This is a genomic window from Amphritea sp., assembly GCF_016744155.1.
Classification (GTDB): Bacteria; Pseudomonadota; Gammaproteobacteria; order Pseudomonadales; family Balneatricaceae; genus Amphritea.
Map to the genome: position 1 here is coordinate 62677 of NZ_JADGEW010000013.1, position 21961 is coordinate 84637.

Genomic DNA, 21961 nt, shown 5'->3' on the forward strand with positions numbered 1-21961 from the left:
CATCACTAAGTTATTAAATATAAAAACTATTGTTCGTAAACGAAAAGTTACATTGGGTCTTAACGACTAAAGACCTGATCCACCGAAACAACGTCACCACAGTGATCCGGCGAGTACCCCGGTAATTGCTGTACCGCCTGCTGAAACGCCTCCCCACGAATACTTTCCAGCAACCGCACCATCGCTTCCTGCTTCAGGGTTTTGTTATGGCACACCAACAGGTAATACTCAGAAGATAACGGTATAAAATCAAGACCAAACTGACGGGCAGCTGCTTCGACGCCCATACCTACATCCGCCATACCGGCGCCAACAAAGGCAGCCACGGCTGAGTGGGTGAACTCTTCATCGGCAAAGCCACTGATCTTTTTACTGTTAATCCCTTGCTGGCGTAGCAGTTCATCCAGCAGGGCACGGGTGCCTGAGTCCTTCTGTCGGTTGATGAACTTTACATCTTTACCTAACAGATCTTTAAGCCCGGTTATCTGTTTAGGATTGCCAGGTTTAACCATCAGCCCCTGCTGGCGGGTAATAAACTTAATGATCTTATGCACCCTGGGTTTCAAATGACGACTGTAGGTTTCATAGAGCGCATCACTCATCCCCCCTTCCCGGCCATTAACCGGCACATGGAAACCGGCGACATCACAGACACCCCGACTCAGCGAGGCCAATGCGTCTTCGGCACTTTTGTACTGTAGGTCCAGTTGAATATCGTCAGAAAATCCTGGTAGCAACGCAACCGCGTAACCGTAACTGGCATGCAGACGCAGTAGCGGACTCACCCCTTCCAGAGCGCGGTGAATCTCCAAATTAAGCTCTGAAGCCAGACTGTCTAACTGAGGTTCGAGGCGTGCCAGCACCCGCTGTTCCGCCCAGAGTAGTTTTTCCCCAAGCCCGGACAGCGTTGCCCCTTTGCCCTTTTGCATATCCACCAGCGGCAGACCAAAAAAAGCCGCCCAGGTGTTCAGAAGATTCCAACCATGACGGTAGGATATGCCGATTTGTGCAGTTGCCGCCGTGAGCTTGCCTGTCTCATGTATCGCAGCTAATAGCGAAAATAACTGAGGATTCAACTGGTTACCGCCAGAGTCCCGGAACGACCAGCTGGGTACAACTTGAATTCGTTTCATATGCACAAGATTTCATATTTAGTAAAACATCAACTAATGCTACTTTAAAGCTATAGATAAAGCACTTAGATAAGAACATACACACCTTTTCAGACACTAACAAAGCAACCTATGAACTTGAGTTCATATGTGAAAGAGAATAATAAAATGACCGCAGTTAATGAACAGCTGTTGCCGGTAGTGACCGAAGTCATCGCCGGCCTCAAACATAAACCGGGTGCTTTGCTGCCGATCCTTCATGAAATACAGAACCGCCTGGGCTACATTCCCCCGGACGTTGTACCTGTGATCGCAGAATCCCTGAATCAATCCCGCGCCGACATACACGGCGTTATCAGCTTCTATCACCAGTTTCGCACCACCGCGCCAGGTAAACATACCGTTGAGGTCTGTCGTGCAGAAGCTTGCCAGGCAATGGGCGCGCGCCAACTGGAAGCTCACGCGAAAGCGACACTGGGTGTGGACTATCACGGCACTACCGGTGACAAAAACGTCACACTCGAAGAAGTTTACTGCTTAGGGAACTGCGCCTGTTCACCTTCAATCAGAATCGATGATGAGATCGTCGGCCGGGTGACCCCGGAGAAATTCGACCAGCTGATTGATGAGCTACGTTCACAAACACTGGAGGTTCTCTGATGACCAGCTCAATGACTAAGAGTTCAGTGACAACAATTTATATCCCCCGGGATACTACCGCGCTGGCGATGGGTGCTGATCGTCTGGCAACAGAGATCGCTGCAGAGGCCGCCAATCGAGGCGAAAGCGTTGAGATTATCCGCAACGGTTCCCGGGGCCTGTTCTGGCTGGAACCCCTTGTGGAAGTTGAAACAACTTCCGGACGTATCGCTTACGGTCCGGTAGAAAGCAGAGATATTGATAGCCTGTTTGATCAGGCATTCCTCAGCGGCGAGACAACCCACCCATTGTGTCAGGGACTCACCGAAGAGATCCCCTACCTTAAGAAGCAACAACGTCTGACATTTGCCCGTGCGGGTATCACTGACCCGGTATCGCTGGAAGCTTATCAGCAACTGGATGGCTTCAATGGCCTGAAAAAAGCGCTACAGATGGATGGCCAAAGCATTGTTGATGAGGTGAAAACCTCCGGTCTGCGTGGTCGTGGCGGCGCAGCCTTCCCTACTGGAATCAAATGGCAAACCGTACTGGATGCAAAGTCAGCTGAAGCGCGTGACGGCAAGCAGGATCAGAAATATATCGTCTGTAACGCCGACGAAGGCGATTCCGGAACCTTTGCTGACCGGATGGTGATGGAAGCCGACCCCTATATGCTGATCGAGGGTATGACCATCGCCGGTCTCGCCGTCGGTGCCGATCAGGGTTATATCTATCTACGTTCAGAGTATCCCGTTGCCCATCAGATTCTCAACGAAGCGATTGCTAAAGCAGAAGCCGCCGGCTTTCTAGGCGATAACCTGCTGAATAGCGGCAAGACCTTTCATCTCGAAGTTCGCCTGGGCGCAAAGGCCTACATCTGCGGCGAAGAGACCTCTCTATTGGAAAGCCTGGAAGGTAAGCGTGGCATGGTGCGGTCAAAACCACCACTGCCTGCGCTAGTGGGCCTGTTCGGTCAACCGACCATTGTGAATAACGTGCTCTCTCTGGCGGCTATCCCTTACATTCTATCCCAAGGTGGTCAGGCCTATGCCAATTACGGCATGGGACGCTCTCTGGGTACTTTGCCTTTCCAACTGGCAGGCAATATTAAACGTGGCGGCCTGATCGAACTGGCTTTTGGTGTCACCCTGCGTGAACTGTTAGAAGAGTACGGAGGCGGCACCTTTAGTGGACAACCCATGCGCGCGGTACAGGTGGGTGGACCTCTCTGTGCTTACCTGCCGGAAAGCCAGTGGGACACGCCGATGGAGTACGAATCTTTCCAGGCAATCGGTGCTGGTCTGGGCCACGGAGGTATCGTGGTATTCGATAACAGTGTGGATATGTCTGAGCAAGCACGTTTCTCCATGGAGTTCTGTGTCGCTGAATCCTGCGGTAAATGTACCCCTTGTCGCATAGGTTCAACCCGCGGCGTAGAAGTAATCGACCGAATACGTAACGACGAGAATCGAGCCGCCAATATGGAACTGCTTGACGATCTGTGTGAGACCATGATCGATGGTTCTCTCTGCGCCATGGGCGGAATGACCCCCTTCCCCGTTCAGAGTGCCGTTAAGTACTTCCCGGAAGACTTTAATCAACCAAAGCAAGCAGCTAAAGGGAGTGCCCGGTCATGATTCAGATCTTTGATCCCAAGAACGTCGATTACGACAAAGATTACGGCACCCCAGCCAGTGTTTCAGAAAACCTGGTTACACTGGAGGTTGATGGTGTATCCATCACCGTTCCAGAGGGCACCTCGGTAATGCGTGCAGCAGCAATTGCGGATATTAACATCCCAAAACTCTGCGCCTCTGATAACCTGGAAGCGTTTGGTTCTTGCCGTATCTGTGCGGTCGAGATTGAAGGCCGTCGCGGCACGCCAGCCTCCTGCACCACGCCTGTTGATGCAGGTATGAAAGTCACCACTCAGAACCCTCGTCTGGGTAAGCTGCGCCGTAATATTATGGAGCTGTACATCTCTGACCACCCGCTGGACTGTCTCACCTGTCCTGCTAATGGTAACTGCGAATTGCAGGATGTTGCCGGTGAAGTCGGTCTTCGGGACGTGCGTTACGGTTTCTCAGGCGAGAATCATCTAGATGCTGAGAAAGACCACTCCAACCCCTATTTCAGTTTTGATCCGAGTAAATGTATCGTTTGCTCACGCTGTGTCCGGGCCTGTAGTGAGGTTCAGGGAACTTTCGCGCTGACCATTGATGGTCGCGGATTCGATTCCAAAGTGTCACCGGGACAAAACCAGGATTTCCTTGATTCCGAGTGTGTCTCCTGTGGCGCCTGTGTCCAGGCCTGCCCGACTTCAACCTTGATGGAAAAGACCGTCATTGATGCCGGTCAGCCGGAACACAGCGTGGTTACTACCTGTGCATACTGTGGCGTTGGCTGTCAGTTTAAAGCCGAAATGAAAGGCGCTGAAGTTATCCGCATGGTGCCCTATAAAGGCGGCCAGGCAAACCATGGCCACTCCTGTGTGAAAGGCCGTTTCGCCTTTGGTTACGCCACCCATGAAGACCGTATTACCAAGCCAATGGTGCGTGATTCCATCGACCAGCCCTGGCAGGAAGTTAGCTGGGAGGAAGCCCTGAGTTTTGCGGCCACCAAGCTACGTGGCATTCAGAAGCAGTACGGGCGTGAAAGTATTGGCGGGATTACCTCTTCTCGTTGCACCAATGAAGAGACCTATCTGGTACAGAAGCTTATCCGTGCAGCTTTCGGCAATAACAACACCGATACCTGTGCCCGAGTCTGTCACTCTCCTACCGGTTATGGCCTGAAAACCACGCTGGGCGAGTCCGCCGGCACCCAGACTTTTGACTCAGTCATGTTCGCCGATGCGGTCATGGTGATCGGTGCTAACCCCACCGACGCTCACCCGGTATTTGGTTCGTTGCTGAAAAAACGTCTGCGCCAAGGCGCCAAACTAATTGTGGCCGACCCACGCCGGATCGATCTGGTGAAAAGCCCCCATGTAGAGACTCAGCACCACCTGACCCTGCGCCCCGGCAGTAACGTCGCCTTTATCAATGCAATGGCACACGTCATTATGGACGAAGGGCTGGAAGATAAAGCCTTTATCGCTGAACGTTGCGAAACGGAAGCCTTTACTGCGTGGCGCAACTTTATCAGCGAAGAACGCCACTCGCCGGAAAACACCGAGTCTGTGACCGGTATTCCTGCGGCCGAACTACGCGGTGCCGCACGTATCTATGCGACCGCTAAAAACGCAGCTATTTACTACGGACTGGGGGTAACTGAACACAGTCAGGGTTCTAGTATGGTGATGGGTATCGCCAACCTGGCACTGGCCACCGGTAACATAGGCCGTGAGGGTGTGGGTGTTAACCCACTGCGGGGTCAGAACAACGTTCAGGGTTCCTGCGATATGGGTTCCTTCCCCCACGAATTGCCGGGTTACCAGCACGTTTCCGATGATGCTCTTCGTGCTAAGTTCGAAGCCGTTTGGGGCGTTACCATTGATAATGAACCGGGCCTGCGGATTCCGAATATGTTTGATGCCGCACTGGATGGCACCTATAAAGGGATGTACTGCCAGGGCGAAGATATCGCCCAGTCAGATCCGAACACCAACCATGTGCAGGCCGCATTGCGCTCCTTAGAGTGTCTGGTCGTACAGGATATATTCCTCAACGAAACCGCGAAATTTGCCCATGTGTTCCTGCCGGGTTCCTCATTCCTGGAAAAAGACGGCACCTTCACTAACGCAGAACGACGTATCAACCGGGTGCGTAAAGTCATGCCGCCACTGGCAGGTTTGCAGGACTGGGAAGTAACTCAAGCCCTCTCCAATGCGCTGGGCTACGAGATGAGCTACAACCATCCATCCGAAATTATGGATGAGATCGCTCTACTGACACCCACCTTTACAAACGTCAGCTACGAACGGTTAGAAGAACTAGGCAGCATTCAATGGCCCTGTAATGACGAAGCACCGGATGGTACTCCAACCATGCACGAAGAAAGCTTCCCGATCGGCAAAGGCCACTTCGCTATCACTGAGTACGTGGCCACCGAAGAGCGGTCGAGCCGCAAGTATCCACTGTTGCTGACTACGGGTCGTATTCTGTCGCAATACAATGTGGGCGCACAAACACGCCGTACCGACAACCAGATGTGGCATGATGAAGATGTGTTGGAACTGCATCCACAGGATGCGGAAGATCGCGGTATTAACGATGGCGATCACGTCGGAATAGCCAGCCGTGCCGGTGAAACCGTGATGCGCGCTAAAATCTCTGACCGGATGCAACCAGGCGTGGTCTACACCACCTTCCATCACCCCGACAGCGGAGCCAATGTTGTTACCACCGATAACTCTGACTGGGCGACTAACTGTCCTGAATATAAAGTCACCGCAGTACAGGCAGTGAAAGTGACAGAGCCATCCGACTGGCAGCAACGCTATCGCGAATTTAACCAAAAGCAACTAGGCTATCTACAAAAAGCACAAACCAACGAGCCAGTGGTTGCGGGAAAGTAAGATGGCACTCAAGAAACCTACAGAGAAAGAGTCTGACATCAGCGTAACTGAGGAAAGCTGTTATAAGCAGTCCGCCGTTACCCGCTGGCAAAAGGGTCAGTCGCTGGATGCATTAGACAGTATCGCCGAAGAGATTCCGGTGGCGATGATTTACAACGGTATCTCCCACGTAGTCATGATGGCCAGCCCCTGCGACTTGGAAGAGTTCGCAATGGGCTTTAGCCTGAGCGAAGGGATCATCAGAAAGCCAGAAGAGATCTACGCCATCGATCTGATGATGGCTGATCCGGAAAATCTGGTATCGGGCATCGAGATTCAGATGTCGATCACTACCCAGCGATCCATGCAGCTTAAAAAGCGTCGCCGTAATCTCACCGGCAGAACCGGCTGTGGGCTCTGCGGTGCTGAATCTCTGCAACAGGCGATCCGCCCGGTTAAACCGGTACCCGCCCTGCCCCTGGCAACACCGGCAGCGGTTGAAAATGCGGTCGGCCAGCTAACCGGCAAGCAACCCCTACAGAATATTACTGGAGCCTGTCACGGCGCTGCCTGGTGCGACAGTGAAGGTAATATTCAACTGTTAAGAGAAGATGTTGGCCGCCATAACGCATTAGATAAGTTACTGGGCGCGCTACAGCATGAAAACATCAACCTGAGTGAGGGCTTCGCCCTGATATCCAGTCGCGCCAGTTACGAGATGATTCACAAGGCATCTAGCTGCGGCATCAGCACACTGGTCGCAGTTTCAGCCCCTACAGGGCTGGCACTGGATCTGGCAAAGCAGGCGGGATTAAACCTGATAGGCTTCGCTCGCCCCGGCAGACACGTCATCTACAACCGGTCTACAAAGGCCGATTCAATTAAAACTTCAGGCGATTCAAAGGAAATATAAGCATGGGAAATCATCAACTCACCAGCCTGATTAAAATGGCCAACCAGATCGCCGCGAACAACACCCACATCGGCGACGAAACCGCAGAAGCGGAGATGGTTGCAAATCACCTGACAAAGTTTTGGGCGCGCTCTATGAAAGCTCAGATTAAGGAGTATCTGGAAAGCGATGGGAGTGAATTGTTACCGATTGCTAAGAAGGCAGTCGCTTCGCTTTAAGCCGTAGCTCGTTGTTCGAACGGCGCTTCGCACCTTGCTCGTAACTCAACAAATAATAAGGAGCCTGATGGCTCCTTTTTTAATGCCAATCTATCAGTGTTTACTCGTAAATGTAGGAGCAGGGCCCTTGTCGAGATTATTCATCGACACGAGTGCGTGCCTCACTACTAACTAGCTTAATCGACCTGAGTTAGACCAGCCCTGCATAAAATAAAAAGGAGCCGTCAGGCTCCTTTTTAACTATCAGTCAGACCAGTAATCACCAGCAAATGTAGGAGCAGCATCTTGCCGCGATGCTTTTCGCTGCTGGTATCCAGAGGGCATGCTAAAGCAGCTCCTACAAATCACCAAACAAAGCAAAAACCCATCTTACAAAGCACGTTCTCAGCCTCTCCCAAAAGAAGGATTTTCCGAGCTACGGCCCTAATGCTCTACATCAACCCTAGTAACCTGGGGAAGAATAGCGACAGTTCCGGTACTAAACTAGTAACCGCCATCACCGGCAGCCCAACGAAGGCCATCAGCCCGAGTGCAGGTAACATCGCTTTATGAATAGGCACCTGACCAATACGACAAGCCATATAGAGAATAGGCGCCACCGGTGGACTGTTAGCCCCGATTACCACTGAGCAGGCAACTATCGACGCGAAGTGTATCGGATCGACCCCACTGGCAACCATCAACGGCATAAACAGTGGCGCGACCACCACCGTCACAGACACATCATCCATAACCATGCCCGCGATAATCAGAAAGATGTTCACCGCGATCAGAATCTTAAACGGGTCCTGGACCAGATCAGTAATCACCTCTGTCAGTTCCTGGGGAATCCGCTCTGATGCCAATATCCTACCAATCATGAAGCTGAACAGCAGGATAAGAATTACCGTACCGGTGGTTTCAGCAGCCGCTATCACACTATCGCTCAAACGCTTAAGCGTCAGATCCCGATAGACAAAGAAACCGATCACAATAGCCATAAATGCAGCTATCGCAGCCGCTTCAGTCGGCGTGCAGATACCACCATAGATCCCTCCCAGAATAATAACTGGTAGGGATAGTGCTGGTAATGCACGAAAAGCTGCGGTGCCTTTGGATGGCAGTTTTTCCAGACCATCCTGAGCCCCGGCAGAAACCTCCTGAAACAGGCGACCCACACTAAAGCGGTTGGCCATTATCAACCCTGCAATAAGTAACAAGGCAGGTCCGATTGATGCTGCAAAACAAGCCGCAACCGATTGCCGTGTTACTACCGCAAACAGAATCATCGTTATCGAAGGTGGAATCAGAATACCCAGGAGAGAGGAAATCCCCAGGAGTGCCGAAGAGTAACCTCGCGGGTAACCCCGTTTCTCCAGTGGCCCGACCATAATGGTTCCGATCGACGCAACAGCCGCCGTAGCAGTACCGGCGATAGCACCAAAGATACCGGAGGCCAGGACCATCGACGCTCCCATGCCTCCCTTACGCTTACCCACCATGACTTCAATAAAGTTCACTAGTCTGAGTGCGATACCACCACTCTGCATCAGGTAGCCGGTCAGTACAAACAGCGGCAACGCTATCAAAATTACCGAATCGATAGACCGGTAGCCCTGCAACATCAGGGTATTAAAGTTAGCATCGTAAGCGAACGTCAGATACGCCAGTACGCCGGCAAAAGACCAGGCTACAGGCACCCCTACAATCATCAGGAACAATAATATTCCTACAGCTATTAAACCTTCCATCAGCGAATGTCCTGCTGGTTTGCTTCAGCGATAATAACCGGCTCTGGATGATAACCAATTACGCATTGAATTAAGTCCCGCAGGGCGTACAGGGCGCAGCCAACACTGGCAAACATGATAGCGCTCTGAGGTATCCACAGGGGAATCGACAAACCCGGGGTGTGTTGCGGTCGACGCAGCCCCCAAGCCAGCATCCGATAAGCGAGATAGACGAAGAACCCGGTAATCACCAGAGTTATCAGCGAAATAAAACATTGATGATACCGACGGATCTGTCGGTCTCGAATACTGGTCTGAACAAAATCAACCACCAGATGCTCACGTTTACGGCTGGCAATAAGACTACCCACCATATACAGCCACATACCGCACAGCATAATCAGTTCCAGCAAGCCTATAATGGACCAGCCAAATATATAACGAGCCACGACCAGAAATAGCATCAAGCCCACCAGAGCAAGGCTACTAATCACAGCGATTGCATTGAGCAACCAACTAAACTTTAGGTCCAGCCCGGTAAAGAAACGCACAATCATGGCATTACCTCAGAAAGCAAAAACGGCGGTACAATCGCTGTACCGCCGTCGGGGGCTAAAAGCGTTACAACTTGGTTGCGTTCGCCCGGATGGTATCCATAATTTCAGAGCCAATTTCCTGATCCATCAGTGGCCATACTTTCTCGCGGGCTGCCCTTGCAAATTCTTTTATCTGCTCATCGGACAACTCAAAGTATTTCATTCCCGCTTTTTCAGCTTCTGCAACGTAGTGCTGATCTTGCTTTTGTGCATCTTTGAACTGAGTCATCATCACTTCGTTAGCGGCATCAGCTACAACTTTCTGTTGCTCTTCATTCAGCTCATCGAAGGATTCCTGGTTCATACTCAGAACACCGGTCATGAAGAAGTGCTTAGAGCGAACGTAATAGTCGAGCAGATCTCGGAAGTATTCGTAATCCCAGTAGATTACGTTACCCGCTTCACCATCAACAACGCCGGTCTGCAGTGAAGTGTAAACTTCGCCCCAGTCGATAGCAGCAGTCTGGTAACCCAAAGCCTGCATTGTCTGAGGCGCAGGGAATACCGTCATCGTACGGACTTTAAGCCCATCCGCTTCTGCAATATTGGTGGCGTATTTACCCTTAGTAGCGACACCATTGAAGCCTTCAGGCCAAGGGCCAAAGAACTTCAGACCGATATCGGAGTAGATACCACCGAGCATATTATTAACCCAGCCACCCGGACTATAGGCTTTGATCGCCTCATCCCAGGTTAAGGTCATGTAGGGGGTGTAGATAACTCCAATACGCTTATCATAAGAAGTCATTGGCCAGTTGAGCATTACATCAACATCGCCTGCCACGTGCAGATCGAATACTTCGTTCTGACTGCCCAGTTCATTCTGGTAAAAAACATTAACGTCGATATCGCCATTTGAGTTGGTCTCAATCAACTCTGCCCAGCGTTCCAGAGTATCTCCAGCGGGGGACCCTTTTGCTCCTGAATCGGTTGCCATTTTCAGGGAAGCAGCCTGTGCTGAACCGGCCATCAGAACACCTGTAGCCACGAGACCGGTCAATAGAGAACGAATCCTTCTTTTAGCAAAAGCAGGTGTACTGGTCGAATTATTTTTTATAGTCATTTACATACTCGCCGTTGTTATTTTTTATCAAAGAGTCACTGTATGGCACAGTAGAATCCGTTGTATTTTCCCGGGAGCACATAGATACCAGCAATGAAGATCAGCGGTCAAATACCACTAATACAGAGATTAACTCCATCATTATTTATTTATGTAGATTTTAAATACGTTAAAACAAATAAACACATTACTTAATTTTCACACAATTAATGCATGGTAATTCATTTCACTTATGTCACTTTTATCGCCGCTTCGCAAACAGGTAGTAGAAGTGTCGTTTCTGAAATGGTCGGTGACTAACATCACCAAATAAGAGTTTATGAGAATCGACACTTCAAATCACTCACGTAGAGTGATGAAGTAAGAACGATTAATCACAGTAGAGAAAGTAATTGATTTTTATCAAGAATATCGAGATCGGGTCAGAAAATACTTAGATGAGAATGGTTGTGAATTGGTGCCGATTGGTTCGCTTCGCTCAAGTGGTTAGTACGTCGCTGCGCGACTCGCTAGACGCGGCTTCGCCGCTTGCTAGGGGCTAGAAAAACATAAGGAGCCTGAAGGCTCCCTTTTAAATACCAAACTGATCAGTGTTTACTGGTAAATGTAGGGGTGGCAATCTGCCGCAATGCTTTTCGCTGCTTAAAGCAGCTCCTACAAATCTATCGCGACGAGGGCGTCGCTCCCACACAAAGCGCAAGCTCTACCGGACCCATCTTATAAAGCACGTTTTCACCGGATCCAGTAATAAGGCTTTTGTGAACAACGATCAAGTCACGCTTTTTGTGACGTTCGAGCTACGAGCAACGATTTTTTTACCAGGGCAAAATATCGCCATTCGAATGCCAAAACGTTCCACTATTCTCCAATGTCAGCCCATCTATGCGTTGGGAAAGCCGCTCTGCAGCCTGATCAGGGGTGATGTCACCATGACCACCGATCATCTCTGTACCGACTAGTCCCGGATGCAAAATAGCGACAGCAACGCCTCGAGGTTTGAGATCATGTGACAGCGAGACACCGGCAATATTCAGTGCGGATTTAGACATGCGATAACCGTAACGACCACCACTGGTATTGTCCGTTACTGAACCCATTCGGCTGGTGATCAACGCCACTTTTGCATTCGCAACGAAGCGGCTTGTTAAAGCTTCTGTCACCAGCAAAGGCGCCAACGCGTTAGTTTCAAACTGCTGACGAATCTGGTCTGGATCGATATCCCCCAGTACCTCATTACGCAAAATACCGGCATTATTAATCAGCAGATCGATACTGACATTTTCCAGCGCTGAACGCATACGTTCAACTCCCTGGTGCTGGGTAACATTAACCCCATCAATAATATGTACACCGAGCGACTTAAGCTCTTCAGAGGCACTTCGACACACAGCATAGACTTCATACCCGCGCGACTGATACAACCGACAAAAAGACAGACCGATTCCCCGGCTTGCACCAGTAATAACAACAGTTTGAGACATGAATAAGTGCCTATAAAGTAATAATTAAGTTATCTGTATAGATTGGGGTAGAGAAACAAATTTCAATCTTAGATCGAGGGACTTGGTTAATTCACCAAGATACTAATCCCCCTCCTCCTTCTACAACGCACGCTTTCACAAATCTAATTTAGTAGACTTTTTCGAGCAACGAGCAAGTCACGTTTTTTGTGACGTTCGAACAACGAACTACGGCAATTCAGGTTTCAAAGCTTCGACCTGATCCCGCTCCGCTTCGGTCAACTCCCCGTACCATCTGAAGTATGACCAGCCGTACCCCCATCGGAACTCTGTTGGCCAAATAGGACTACCGCCAACACGGACTCCAGCCAGCATCACTTCGGCGATGGCTGGTTTACCTACTTTAGCAACACAGGCCTTTAATGCTTTATCAGCATCGAGCCGCTGTTCATAGGTTCCACCTTTCCAATAGGATACATCGTGTGCTGTACAGCAGCTTTTCCACAGTGTCTCTTCGTGCAAAGTACCGTCAGGGAAAGAGCTACAGCCATCAGTAGTAAAGGGTTTTAGAGTATCTGCTTCGGCACATCCGGAAAGAAGACAAATAAACATCAGGAAGAATAAATGCTTCATTGGTTTTTGTATCCAGCAAGATTTAATAGCCCAAATATAACAGCGGCACGAGGGACAAGCGCTTATATCCCTGCATATTTAGCTTTATACACAGTGTAAGGAAATCCGGCTGAAAGGCATACAGTAGAAGAGGATATGTTAAGAAGAAGCCTGTTCCGGGGAGCTAAGTCATGCAAATATACTAAAATTGGCCAAGTATTTTTTTAATCTGCGTCTCTAGCACTAACCTGGTAATTCCAGGTTAGTGCTAACAGCTAAAGTGACTCACTCAGATCGCAACTGAGCCAAAGCTCGGTTCCGTCTGCGCTGAATTCAATACCGAGACAGAACGCTTTATATTGGCAAGAAAGCCGTCATCCTGAAGCGGCTCTCGCGCTTCAATCGACGAATTAGTCGCCCACACACCTTTACGTTCATCCCTGGGCGAAATACCGATATGCTTACGGTAACAACGGCTGAAATGAGGGGTTGAAACAAAACCACAGGCGGTCGATATCTCAACAATCGCCATGCTCGACTGTTTCAACAACTGGCGAGCCCGATCAAGACGCAACTTCAGATAGTAGCGGGATGGGGAGCAATTTAGATATTTCAGAAACATTCTTTCCAGTTGCCGACGGGAAACGTCAACAAACGCAGCCAACTCATCAAGACCGATAGGCTCTTCGAGGTTATTCTCCATAAGTTCGATCACATCAACCAGCTTAGGTTTACTTTCACCACAGTTATGTAGCTGTCGCAAAGGAACTTTTTGCTGATCAAACTCGCTGCGTATCCTGTCGCATATGAACATATCCGACACGGCCATAGATAATTTCGGACCATGCTGCAGTGACACCATGTGCAGGAACATATCCATAGGCGAGATTCCACCGGAGGATGTCATCCTGTTTCTATCCACCGAAAATAGTCGATTATTGCAGTTCACTTTAGGGTAGAGTTCCTGCAGTGACGCCATGCATTCCCAGTGGGTACTGCAATCATAACCATCAAGTAAACCGGCATGAGCCAGCAGATAGGCTCCGGTACAGATACCTCCCAGCGTCACCCCCCGACGGCCCATCAGCTGTAGCCAGCTAACTTGTTTTTTAGTAAAGCTACGGGTGATGTCCACGCCACCGCACACAATCAGCAGATCCAATTCAGGCATATCTGCACAGGAATAATCCGGCTTAAAGCTCAATCCATCACTGGCACTCACCGGCTCACCGGTTTCAGATACCATGTGCCAACTGTACAGTTCTAAACCCGATAATTGATTCGCCATTCTCAGTGGTTCTATCGAAGATGAGAGAGCTATCATGGTAAAATTGTCGAGTAGTAAAAACCCTACCCGGGTGGCTTTTTGGTAATCCTTAATCGGATCCAATGCAGTAGATAAAGTCATGATGAAACACCCTTTATAACGCGTAACAAAGACAATCTGAAAGGCGCGAAACAGACTCACACCGATGTTCTTCACTCACGTTAGTTTTTTATATTTTTCAGGACAATCAAGGGTGGCTGAAGAAGTACATTGAACTGTATATTCGTCGCCAGTTTTGTCGTTTTTTATTCAGCACATAATTGACTTAGGTCTTATTTTGTAACTAAACGACAAAATCAATACTATTTGATTTATATCAAACAAAGAATATCCAAAAACGACCACTTCCTGATTTCACTTACCTCTAAGCGACGCTACCATTCAGCTGCCTTTTTCTTCCCTTAAAAATTAGCCCCGGTACTTAGCCGGTCGCTAAAAGAATAACCGTCTTTATTATCCCTGTTCATAGACAGAACACCCTTCTAATGTCGTTTCTGATCAATTAGGGCGCGGTGCCGGTCAGTCTGCATCCCTCGCTTTTAATTATGGTGGTATCACACCCATTACCGGGTGATCCAATAATAAAATAATGGGAGAAGCATCCATGTGTAGCAATCATGCAAACCGTGGTGTCGTCTATAAAGGCCCGGGTGAAGTCGCTGTTGAAGCGATCCCCTTTCCAGAACTTTCAATAGGTAACCGCAAGTGTAATCACGGTGTCATTCTGCGGGTTTTGACAACTAACATCTGTGGCTCTGACCAGCATATGGTGCGCGGCCGTACCACTGCGCAATCGGGCTTAGTGCTCGGTCATGAAATTACCGGCCAGATCATAGAGTGCGGTGACGATGTAGAGTTTCTTAAACCCGGTGATATCGTCTCTGTCCCATTCAACATAGCCTGTGGTCGCTGCCGCAACTGTAAAGAGGGCAACACTGGTATTTGCCTAAACGTTAACCCTGCACGCCCTGGCGCAGCCTATGGCTATGTCGACATGGGTGGTTGGGTCGGCGGGCAGTCAGAGTACGTTATGGTTCCCTATGCTGACTTCAACCTGTTGAAATTCCCTGATTCAGACCAGGCGATGGAGAAGATCCGCGACCTCACGCTGCTATCAGATATATTCCCTACTGGCTTCCATGGCTGCGTCACTGCTGGCGTTGGACCAGGTTCAACGGTATATATCGCTGGAGCGGGCCCTGTTGGTTTGGCGGCAGCTGTCTCTGCACAGTTATTAGGTGCGGCCTGTGTCATCGTTGGCGACATGATTGAAGACCGCCTGGAACAGGCACGCAGCTTTGGTTGTGAAACAATAGATCTGCGCCAAGAAGGCGATATGGCCGATAAGCTGGAAGTCATTCTGGGTGAGCGAGAAGTGGATGCTTTCGTCGATTGCGTTGGTTTTGAGGCCCATGCTTGCGGCTGTAATCACGGTGTTGAGGCACCTGCAACGGTGCTGAACTCTGCAATGCAGATCACCCGTGCCGGTGGCCAGATAGGTATTCCGGGCTTGTATGTTACCGCAGACCCAGGTGCCGTTGATGAAGCAGCTCAAGAAGGTGCTCTTAGCATGCGCTTCGGGCTTGGTTGGGCTAAATCTCACTCATTCCATACCGGCCAGTGCCCGGTAATGAAATACCACCGTCCTCTGATGCAGGCGATCCTGTTTGATAAGGTGGATATTGCTAAGGCGGTTAACGTGCAGATGATATCTCTGGATCAGGCGCCTGAAGGTTACGCTGACTTCGATGGCGGTGCAGCTAAGAAATTCGTAATCGACCCACACGGTAGTGTAGCGGCTTAAACTTTAGCGCTGCTCCTTGCAAAGCCACCGCCCTGTCGGTGGCTTTTCTTTATCCCTTTATACCTCGATTAGTTATTCACCCGTCGTGATATAAAACTATCAGATCCAGATTTCTTTCAGCGGGGTAATATGACTGTAGCGGTGGAGAATTTGGGCCTGCAGCAATTCTGCAGTCGCAATCGCATCGGTTAGTGCATGATGCTGACCATAGTGCGGCAGGTTATAACGACTTCGGCTATCCCCGAGACGAATAGATTCCGGCTTGCAGCCAATCAACCGCTTCATCAACTGACCTACTCCTCGACGGTAGAGCATCGCTTCAAGTTCCATGGTATCAACCATAGGAAAGCATATCCCCTCGCTGATACGTCTTTTTAGCGCAGCATCAAGAAACTCACGCTCAATATAACGATAATGCACCACCACTATCCGACCTGCGATAGCTTCCAGTACCTGCTCAAGAATCCGATTCAAGTCAGGCGCATCACTCAGCTCCGTATGGGTAATACCATGAATAACAATAGATTCATCTTTCATCGCTCTCCGAGGTTTCAGCAACCAGTGCCGGGCTTCACGTAGGCGAATTCTATTCAGATCGAAAGGCACCAAACCAATACTGATAATCTCATCACTGCCTGCATTCAACCCGGTGGTTTCGAAATCTAATGCGACAAAAGGAACATCGGACAGAGGCGTATCCCCGGCTACTGTTCCTTGCTCATAGAATGCCCTTAAACGCTCATCCTGGGCGGTGAGTGCTTGCTCCTGAAATAATTCAGGCCAGTTTACTAGGTTAGAGTCTGTCACAAGAGCCACTTATTTATGGGTAACGAAATTTCAGAAAACGCTGACTATTACTCAACACCTGAAAGGCTTCTTTCAGGTTACGGCGTTCAAAATCAGTCAGATTTTCCGGTTCAACACTGTTATCAACGTCCCGCCCTGTCTCAATATCCAGAGCCTGATGTCGAATACGCACCATCGCGATAAACTCCATCGCATCACGCAGATCATTCTCCCGACCAGCTGGAAGTATGCCGGCTTTAACGACATCATCCAGCCGTTCAAATGAATTCTGGGCTCTGGAACCCACCGCCAGCGCATGCACCCTAATCAGGTCAGAAAGAGGAGCTGTCCCCCGGCGTTTGAGATTGATTGAATTTCGGTGCTGACCATCTTTTTCCATAACGAAGCCTTTAAAAAAACCCAAAGGCGGTTTACGACTCAGAGCATTACGGCCCATGCTGCCAAGAAAACGCGGTGAACGTTTTGCTTTACGCACGATAAAGAGATTGAGCTGATCAGCCCAACTCGTTTTACCAAACACACCGTCCAGATCAAAAAATATTGAACAATTCAACAGCGATTCAGGGTCCGGATTTTCTATCCAGTCGGCAAAAGTTTCCTCCCATTCCCGACGGGTTTTGCGCCACAGGGGATTGGTCGCCATGATATCGCCGCTGCAGTAAACATAGCCGCAGGTATTCAGCCCATCACTAACAAACTTAGCCAAGGCTTCAAAGTACTTCCCATGCTGAGCCGCATCAAAACTATTATCCAGAATCAGCGCGTTATCCTGGTCGGTCATCAGTAACTGCTCATCTCTGGCCATCGATCCCAGCGCTAGAAAACAATAGCGTACGGGGGGTGGCCCAAGCTGTTCTTCCGCCAGTTCCAGTAAGCGCTGTTTAAAGCAACGACCGATGACCGACATCGCACTGCCGATCATATGAGAGTTAGCGTCTTCATTTACCATGCGTACAAAACAGGCACTAATTTGCGGCTGTAACTGCGCCAGTTCCTCGACACTGTTCTGTCGCATAATGTTACTGACCAGATACAGGCTGCTTTGGGATTCATAACGAACAATATCCGAGGTCGCCAGCACACCTACCGGACGACCATTTTCAAGAATCGGCAGATGGTGGAGATTTAAGCGTAGCATCGTCAGCATCGCCTCAAAGGCATAAGCATCTTCATCCAGCGTGATCGGTTCGGCCGTCATGACTTGCGTCACCGGCGCATCCAGATTCAGACCCGGTGCAACCACCCGGCTACGTAGGTCCCGATCGGTGAGAATACCAGCCACTGACTGATCCGGCTCATCCTCTTCTCTGTTGCTGTCTGCGGCCTGCATAATCAGTATGGATGACACGCCCTCATCAGTCATCTTCTGGGCTGCCTCACGGATAGTCGCAGAATCATCGAGGCAGACTGGCTCCCGGGAGATCAGTCGAGTCACTTTTGATACCATCAGATCATTACTTTCCTGCTTACTGGAAATCGCCTGACGCAGACGGTTATCATCCATTTCGACAAAGTAGGCAAAAGAGTCAAAGCGATCACAGAGTTCGATGAACAATGCTTCAGGGATAAAATAGATCAGTGAATCTTCTAACGCCCGCGCAGGTAGCCGGATTTTATTGTTCATCAACAGTCCCAGCTGACCAAACAGGTCACCTTCACTGAGACGATTATAAAGATCACCGTTACGACGATAGATCTCCACCGCACCACTGCGAATAATACAGAGATCTTTTATTTCATCCCCGAACTGGTAGATATCATTACCGGAACGGTAATATGAAATTTCCGCCTGGCAGGCTATATCATCTACAACAGTTTCAGGAAGCGTATTAAAGGGCGGGTACTGCTTCAGAAACCCAGCTATTTCTACCTGTTCTGCTTGCATCGATTATTCCGGAATAATGCTTAAAATTTCAGTTTAGAGCACAACTTAAAACTCTATTCATCGCGCTTTAATAGCACTTTTGATAGCTCTAACAACAAAAAATCGCCCGCAGGCGATTTTCAACAACACTCAGTACTATCAAAAATCGAGAACAACATCGGTTTTTGGCACACTGCAGCAAGACAAGACATAACCGGCTGCTACATCCTCATCGGTTATACCGCCGTTATGGGACATCTCTGTTTCACCCTCTACCACCAGTACTTTACAAGTACCACAGATTCCCATACCACAGGCCTTAGGAATCAGCAGATCAAGCTTAGAAGCGGCTGCGTGAAGTGTTTCACCGGGGGCGATCTGAATACTCTTACCTTTACTAGAAAACTCAACCCTAAGCATATCAGCCTGGGTTAGCGCATCAGCTTCGTCCTGTGCAATATCAGCATTCTCAATCGCTTCCTCTTCGACACCGACCGGCATCTCACCAAAGGACTCTTCATGATAACGGCTCATGTCAAAACCATTAGTCTGCAGAAGTTTCTTAACCGCATTCATGTAGGGTGCGGGGCCACAACAGAACACTTCCCGCTCCATAAAGTCCGTTGCAATCATCTCCAGTTTGGACTGATCAAGGTAACCTCGATAGCCATGCCATGCCTGACCGCTTTCAATGTGTTCACAGATCAGGTGCAGGCTGAAGTTACTGATTCTTGAAGCCATATGATCCAACTCACGCTGGAAGATAATATCTTTTGGTGTACGGGCACTGTGCACAAAGGCGATGTCTACATCCGCGTTGGTATCAAACCACCAGCGCGCCATCGACATAACAGGAGTGATACCTACGCCACCGGATAACAACAGTATTTTCCTGGAAGGAAAATCAATACAGTTGAATTGCCCAACCGGACCGTGTACCGCCAGTTGGTCACCCTCTTTCATATTCTCATGCAACCAGCTTGAAACTAATCCGTTAGCGTCCAGCTTTACGGTAATAGAGAAACTATAAGGCACCGAAGGTGAGCTTGAAATCGTATAGGAACGCATCACCTGATTGCCCTCAATTTCTAACTCAAGGGTGACAAACTGGCCCGGTTTAAAGAAATACATCACCGGTTGTTCTGACATAAAGCAAAAGGTACACACATCCCAGGTTTCACGGATCACTTTGACACAACGAACATTGTGACGACCGTTGACCCAGGTTTGGGTATTTACCGGGATAAAGCTGTCGGAACCAACAGTAGCAGGGACGGTATTAGTCATGGTGTATCTCTCATCGGTGCGCGGTAATGCACCGGTTCAGTTATTGGGCTTAAAAATTGAACTCAATCGGATGGTTGCTAAAACAGCGCCCCACCAATTCATACTCATTGAGCACATTGTCTGTCGAGCCGGTTTTCGAATATTAACCACTAACGACATTTATTTGCTTATTGCGACCATCCCCGACATGTCATGCAATTTTGGTCGATTATGTATTCGTTTTTGTCGCAAATGGTCAATCTCATAAACATAGCCTGGTAGAGGATGAACCCATGCAATACCACTATTCCGATCAGGGTTATTCCTGATCAATTTTTAGATGCACAACGGTGCCTTGAAGGATGATCCGACTGATGAACCAAAACGACCTACTCAATTCAACCTGCGCTACGATCCATGAAGCACGGAAGGAGATGGCTGAACGGCTTGAGGCACGCCCGGCCAACTACTCCCTTGACCAACCTCTGTATAACGATCCACAGATGTTTCGGATTGATGTCGAGGAGGTATTTCAAAAAGAATGGCTGTTTGTTGGTATGACCAGCGAAATACCAGTCCGTGGCGATTACTTTACTGTTGAGGTTGCGCAAAACCCAGTATTAGTCGTACGGGATGCCGACGGCAGCGTCAATGCATTCCACAACACTTGCCGTCACCGTGGCTCGCGTATCTGCTCAGAACACCGGGGTAAAGTGGCTAACCTGGTCTGCCCATACCATCAGTGGACCTATGATCTGAAAGGCAACTTGTTATTCGCCGGCACTGAAATGGGCGACAGTTTTGAAACGCAGGAGCACGGACTCAAAAAAGCCTTCTGTAAAACAGCCGGAGGCTTTATCTTCGTTTGTCTGGGCAAAGAGGAACCAGAAGGTGACTTCGATGAGTTTCTATCTACCCTTGAAGAGTACATGGAGCCTTATGATGTAGAGAACACCAAGCTGGCGGTGGAATCTAGCATGTATGAAAAAGCCAACTGGAAACTGGTGCTTGAGAACAACCGTGAATGCTACCACTGTTCAGCTAACCACCCGGAACTATTGAACAGCCTGCTGGAGTGGGATGACACTAACGATCCCCGTGCTTCACAAGAGTTCAAAGACCACTGCAAAGACCAGGCCGCAGCATGGGACGCCGAAGGCATCCCTCACGAGCACCAGAGTTTTGGCCCCGGGCTGCGCAACCGTATCGTGCGTATGCCGCTGAAGAAAGGCACTCAGGCAATGACGATGGATGGCAAAGCCGGCTGCAATAAACTGCTAGGACGCATCAAAAATCCACAAATGGGCTCCATGCGTATTCTGCACCTGCCAAATTCGTGGAACCACATGCAGTCGGATCATTTCATCGTCTTCCGGGTACTGCCAATTTCTGCTCAGGAATCGATTGTCACGACTAAATGGTTCGTCCATAAAGATGCCGTTGAAGGCGTTGATTACGATCCAGTACAGCTGCGAAAAGTTTGGGATGCAACCAACGAACAGGACCGTGTTCTAGGTGAAGAAAACCAGCGGGGTATCAACTCTGTCGGTTATCAGCCAGGCCCCTACTCAGAAACTTTTGAGTTCGGCATCGTTAACTTCATGGAATGGTACAGCGATACCGTACAGAAGAACCTGAAGGCAAAATAAGCTTACATTATTAAACAAAGGCTGATGCTTAGTTGCATCAGCCTTTTTTATTTATACGTCTATAGTTATCAACAGATCCCTGTAGACAGACAGCTGTTAGCAACTAACAATCTGAATCAATAAAGGTAGAAATTATGGCTGGAGGCTGGTCCCGCGATGGCGCAGTGCAAGATCAAATTGATGCCAGTGTCGATGATGCGGTAGAACTGGCTCGCAGTCGCCTGCACGCTGGCGAAAGCGCTAAGTACTGTGAGGAATGTGATTGCTTGATTCCAGAAAACCGTCGCAAGGCTATTCCTGGAATTCGCTTATGTATTACCTGCCAGAGCGCACTCGAAAGCACAGAATCGAATTCGGGCAGTTTCAACCGCCGGGGAAGCAAAGATAGCCAGTTAAGATAACTACCCGTCTGCTCTAAATCTTT

The 21961-nt window shown here is 49.3% G+C and carries 18 protein-coding genes; 8 read left to right on the forward strand and 10 right to left on the reverse strand.

Annotated elements, in window-relative coordinates; genetic code table 11:
* Positions 1-59 precede the first annotated feature (59 nt).
* Positions 60-1133: a substrate-binding domain-containing protein gene (locus QZZ54_RS11540; RefSeq protein WP_290702838.1), complete on the reverse strand. Its 1074-nt coding sequence runs from the start codon at positions 1131-1133 to the stop codon at positions 60-62.
* Between the two features lie 147 nt (positions 1134-1280).
* On the opposite strand from QZZ54_RS11540, the gene QZZ54_RS11545 reads away from it, so the two are divergent.
* The 5 genes from QZZ54_RS11545 to QZZ54_RS11565 are packed head-to-tail and all read left to right on the forward strand — an operon-like array spanning position 1281 to position 7380.
* Entirely contained in the window at positions 1281-1772 is a 492-nt protein-coding gene (locus QZZ54_RS11545) for a formate dehydrogenase subunit gamma (protein WP_290702839.1), read from the forward strand.
* Positions 1772-3388 (forward strand): formate dehydrogenase beta subunit, encoded by a 1617-nt coding sequence (locus tag QZZ54_RS11550; RefSeq protein WP_290702840.1) that lies wholly within the window; start codon positions 1772-1774, stop codon positions 3386-3388. Before QZZ54_RS11545 ends, QZZ54_RS11550 begins: the two co-directional genes overlap by 1 nt.
* Positions 3385-6270, forward strand: a complete 2886-nt coding sequence (gene fdhF, locus QZZ54_RS11555; RefSeq protein WP_290702841.1) for a formate dehydrogenase subunit alpha — start codon at positions 3385-3387, stop codon at positions 6268-6270. The genes QZZ54_RS11550 and fdhF overlap by 4 nt, the downstream gene beginning before the upstream one ends.
* Position 6271: 1 nt before the next feature.
* Positions 6272-7162, forward strand: a complete 891-nt coding sequence (fdhD, locus tag QZZ54_RS11560; RefSeq protein ID WP_290702842.1) for a formate dehydrogenase accessory sulfurtransferase FdhD — start codon at positions 6272-6274, stop codon at positions 7160-7162.
* 2 nt (positions 7163-7164) lie between these two features.
* Positions 7165-7380: a formate dehydrogenase subunit delta gene (locus QZZ54_RS11565; protein ID WP_290702843.1), complete on the forward strand. Its 216-nt coding sequence runs from the start codon at positions 7165-7167 to the stop codon at positions 7378-7380.
* A 431-nt stretch (positions 7381-7811) separates the two neighbouring features.
* On the opposite strand, the gene QZZ54_RS11570 is transcribed toward QZZ54_RS11565, so the two are convergent.
* The 6 genes from QZZ54_RS11570 to QZZ54_RS11595 all read right to left on the reverse strand — a co-directional run bounded on the left by QZZ54_RS11570 (position 7812) and on the right by QZZ54_RS11595 (position 14228).
* Positions 7812-9110, reverse strand: coding sequence for a TRAP transporter large permease (locus tag QZZ54_RS11570; protein ID WP_290702844.1), 1299 nt, complete (start codon positions 9108-9110; stop codon positions 7812-7814).
* Entirely contained in the window at positions 9110-9646 is a 537-nt protein-coding gene (locus QZZ54_RS11575) for a TRAP transporter small permease subunit (RefSeq protein ID WP_290702845.1), read from the reverse strand. Before QZZ54_RS11575 ends, QZZ54_RS11570 begins: the two co-directional genes overlap by 1 nt.
* Positions 9647-9710: 64 nt before the next feature.
* On the reverse strand, positions 9711-10748 hold the full coding sequence (dctP, locus tag QZZ54_RS11580) for a TRAP transporter substrate-binding protein DctP (protein ID WP_290702846.1): 1038 nt from the start codon (positions 10746-10748) through the stop codon (positions 9711-9713).
* An 815-nt stretch (positions 10749-11563) separates the two neighbouring features.
* Positions 11564-12229: an SDR family oxidoreductase gene (locus tag QZZ54_RS11585; RefSeq protein WP_290702847.1), complete on the reverse strand. Its 666-nt coding sequence runs from the start codon at positions 12227-12229 to the stop codon at positions 11564-11566.
* 207 nt (positions 12230-12436) lie between these two features.
* Complete coding sequence (locus QZZ54_RS11590) at positions 12437-12841, reverse strand: hypothetical protein (RefSeq protein ID WP_290702848.1); 405 nt, start codon at positions 12839-12841, stop codon at positions 12437-12439.
* Positions 12842-13109: 268 nt separating this feature from the next.
* Positions 13110-14228: a GlxA family transcriptional regulator gene (locus QZZ54_RS11595; RefSeq protein WP_290702849.1), complete on the reverse strand. Its 1119-nt coding sequence runs from the start codon at positions 14226-14228 to the stop codon at positions 13110-13112.
* Between the two features lie 523 nt (positions 14229-14751).
* Between QZZ54_RS11595 and fdhA the strand changes: the two genes are divergently transcribed.
* Complete coding sequence (gene fdhA / locus QZZ54_RS11600; RefSeq protein WP_290702850.1) at positions 14752-15951, forward strand: formaldehyde dehydrogenase, glutathione-independent; 1200 nt, start codon at positions 14752-14754, stop codon at positions 15949-15951.
* 99 nt (positions 15952-16050) lie between these two features.
* Here fdhA and QZZ54_RS11605 read toward each other — a convergent pair whose 3' ends face one another.
* The 3 genes from QZZ54_RS11605 to QZZ54_RS11615 all read right to left on the reverse strand — a co-directional run bounded on the left by QZZ54_RS11605 (position 16051) and on the right by QZZ54_RS11615 (position 19909).
* Complete coding sequence (locus QZZ54_RS11605; RefSeq protein ID WP_366645491.1) at positions 16051-16758, reverse strand: 3'-5' exonuclease; 708 nt, start codon at positions 16756-16758, stop codon at positions 16051-16053.
* A 13-nt stretch (positions 16759-16771) separates the two neighbouring features.
* Entirely contained in the window at positions 16772-18643 is a 1872-nt protein-coding gene (locus QZZ54_RS11610; protein ID WP_290702852.1) for a DUF294 nucleotidyltransferase-like domain-containing protein, read from the reverse strand.
* Positions 18644-18781: 138 nt separating this feature from the next.
* Positions 18782-19909 carry a hybrid-cluster NAD(P)-dependent oxidoreductase gene (locus QZZ54_RS11615; protein WP_290702853.1) on the reverse strand — a complete coding sequence of 376 codons (1128 nt, stop codon included), beginning with the start codon at positions 19907-19909 and terminating at the stop codon, positions 18782-18784.
* A 353-nt stretch (positions 19910-20262) separates the two neighbouring features.
* On the opposite strand from QZZ54_RS11615, the gene QZZ54_RS11620 reads away from it, so the two are divergent.
* Entirely contained in the window at positions 20263-21537 is a 1275-nt protein-coding gene (locus QZZ54_RS11620) for an aromatic ring-hydroxylating dioxygenase subunit alpha (RefSeq protein ID WP_290702854.1), read from the forward strand.
* Between the two features lie 134 nt (positions 21538-21671).
* Positions 21672-21938 carry a DksA/TraR family C4-type zinc finger protein gene (locus QZZ54_RS11625; protein WP_290702855.1) on the forward strand — a complete coding sequence of 89 codons (267 nt, stop codon included), beginning with the start codon at positions 21672-21674 and terminating at the stop codon, positions 21936-21938.
* Positions 21939-21961: the final 23 nt, after the last annotated feature.

Excerpts from the sequence above, each read along its gene's own strand:
- QZZ54_RS11590 (WP_290702848.1), bottom strand. The coding sequence starts at position 12,841 with ATGAAGCATTTATTCTTCCTGATGTTTATTTGTCTTCTTTCCGGATGT.
- QZZ54_RS11565 (WP_290702843.1), top strand. The coding sequence starts at position 7,165 with ATGGGAAATCATCAACTCACCAGCCTGATTAAAATGGCCAACCAGATC.
- QZZ54_RS11585 (WP_290702847.1), bottom strand. The coding sequence starts at position 12,229 with ATGTCTCAAACTGTTGTTATTACTGGTGCAAGCCGGGGAATCGGTCTG.
- QZZ54_RS11595 (WP_290702849.1), bottom strand. The coding sequence starts at position 14,228 with ATGACTTTATCTACTGCATTGGATCCGATTAAGGATTACCAAAAAGCC.
- fdhA (WP_290702850.1), top strand. The coding sequence starts at position 14,752 with ATGTGTAGCAATCATGCAAACCGTGGTGTCGTCTATAAAGGCCCGGGT.
- fdhF (WP_290702841.1), top strand. The coding sequence starts at position 3,385 with ATGATTCAGATCTTTGATCCCAAGAACGTCGATTACGACAAAGATTAC.
- dctP (WP_290702846.1), bottom strand. The coding sequence starts at position 10,748 with ATGACTATAAAAAATAATTCGACCAGTACACCTGCTTTTGCTAAAAGA.
- QZZ54_RS11625 (WP_290702855.1), top strand. The coding sequence starts at position 21,672 with ATGGCTGGAGGCTGGTCCCGCGATGGCGCAGTGCAAGATCAAATTGAT.
- QZZ54_RS11540 (WP_290702838.1), bottom strand. The coding sequence starts at position 1,133 with ATGAAACGAATTCAAGTTGTACCCAGCTGGTCGTTCCGGGACTCTGGC.
- QZZ54_RS11575 (WP_290702845.1), bottom strand. The coding sequence starts at position 9,646 with ATGATTGTGCGTTTCTTTACCGGGCTGGACCTAAAGTTTAGTTGGTTG.
- QZZ54_RS11550 (WP_290702840.1), top strand. The coding sequence starts at position 1,772 with ATGACCAGCTCAATGACTAAGAGTTCAGTGACAACAATTTATATCCCC.
- QZZ54_RS11620 (WP_290702854.1), top strand. The coding sequence starts at position 20,263 with ATGAACCAAAACGACCTACTCAATTCAACCTGCGCTACGATCCATGAA.
- QZZ54_RS11545 (WP_290702839.1), top strand. The coding sequence starts at position 1,281 with ATGACCGCAGTTAATGAACAGCTGTTGCCGGTAGTGACCGAAGTCATC.
- QZZ54_RS11570 (WP_290702844.1), bottom strand. The coding sequence starts at position 9,110 with ATGGAAGGTTTAATAGCTGTAGGAATATTATTGTTCCTGATGATTGTA.
- fdhD (WP_290702842.1), top strand. The coding sequence starts at position 6,272 with ATGGCACTCAAGAAACCTACAGAGAAAGAGTCTGACATCAGCGTAACT.
- QZZ54_RS11610 (WP_290702852.1), bottom strand. The coding sequence starts at position 18,643 with ATGCAAGCAGAACAGGTAGAAATAGCTGGGTTTCTGAAGCAGTACCCG.
- QZZ54_RS11615 (WP_290702853.1), bottom strand. The coding sequence starts at position 19,909 with ATGACTAATACCGTCCCTGCTACTGTTGGTTCCGACAGCTTTATCCCG.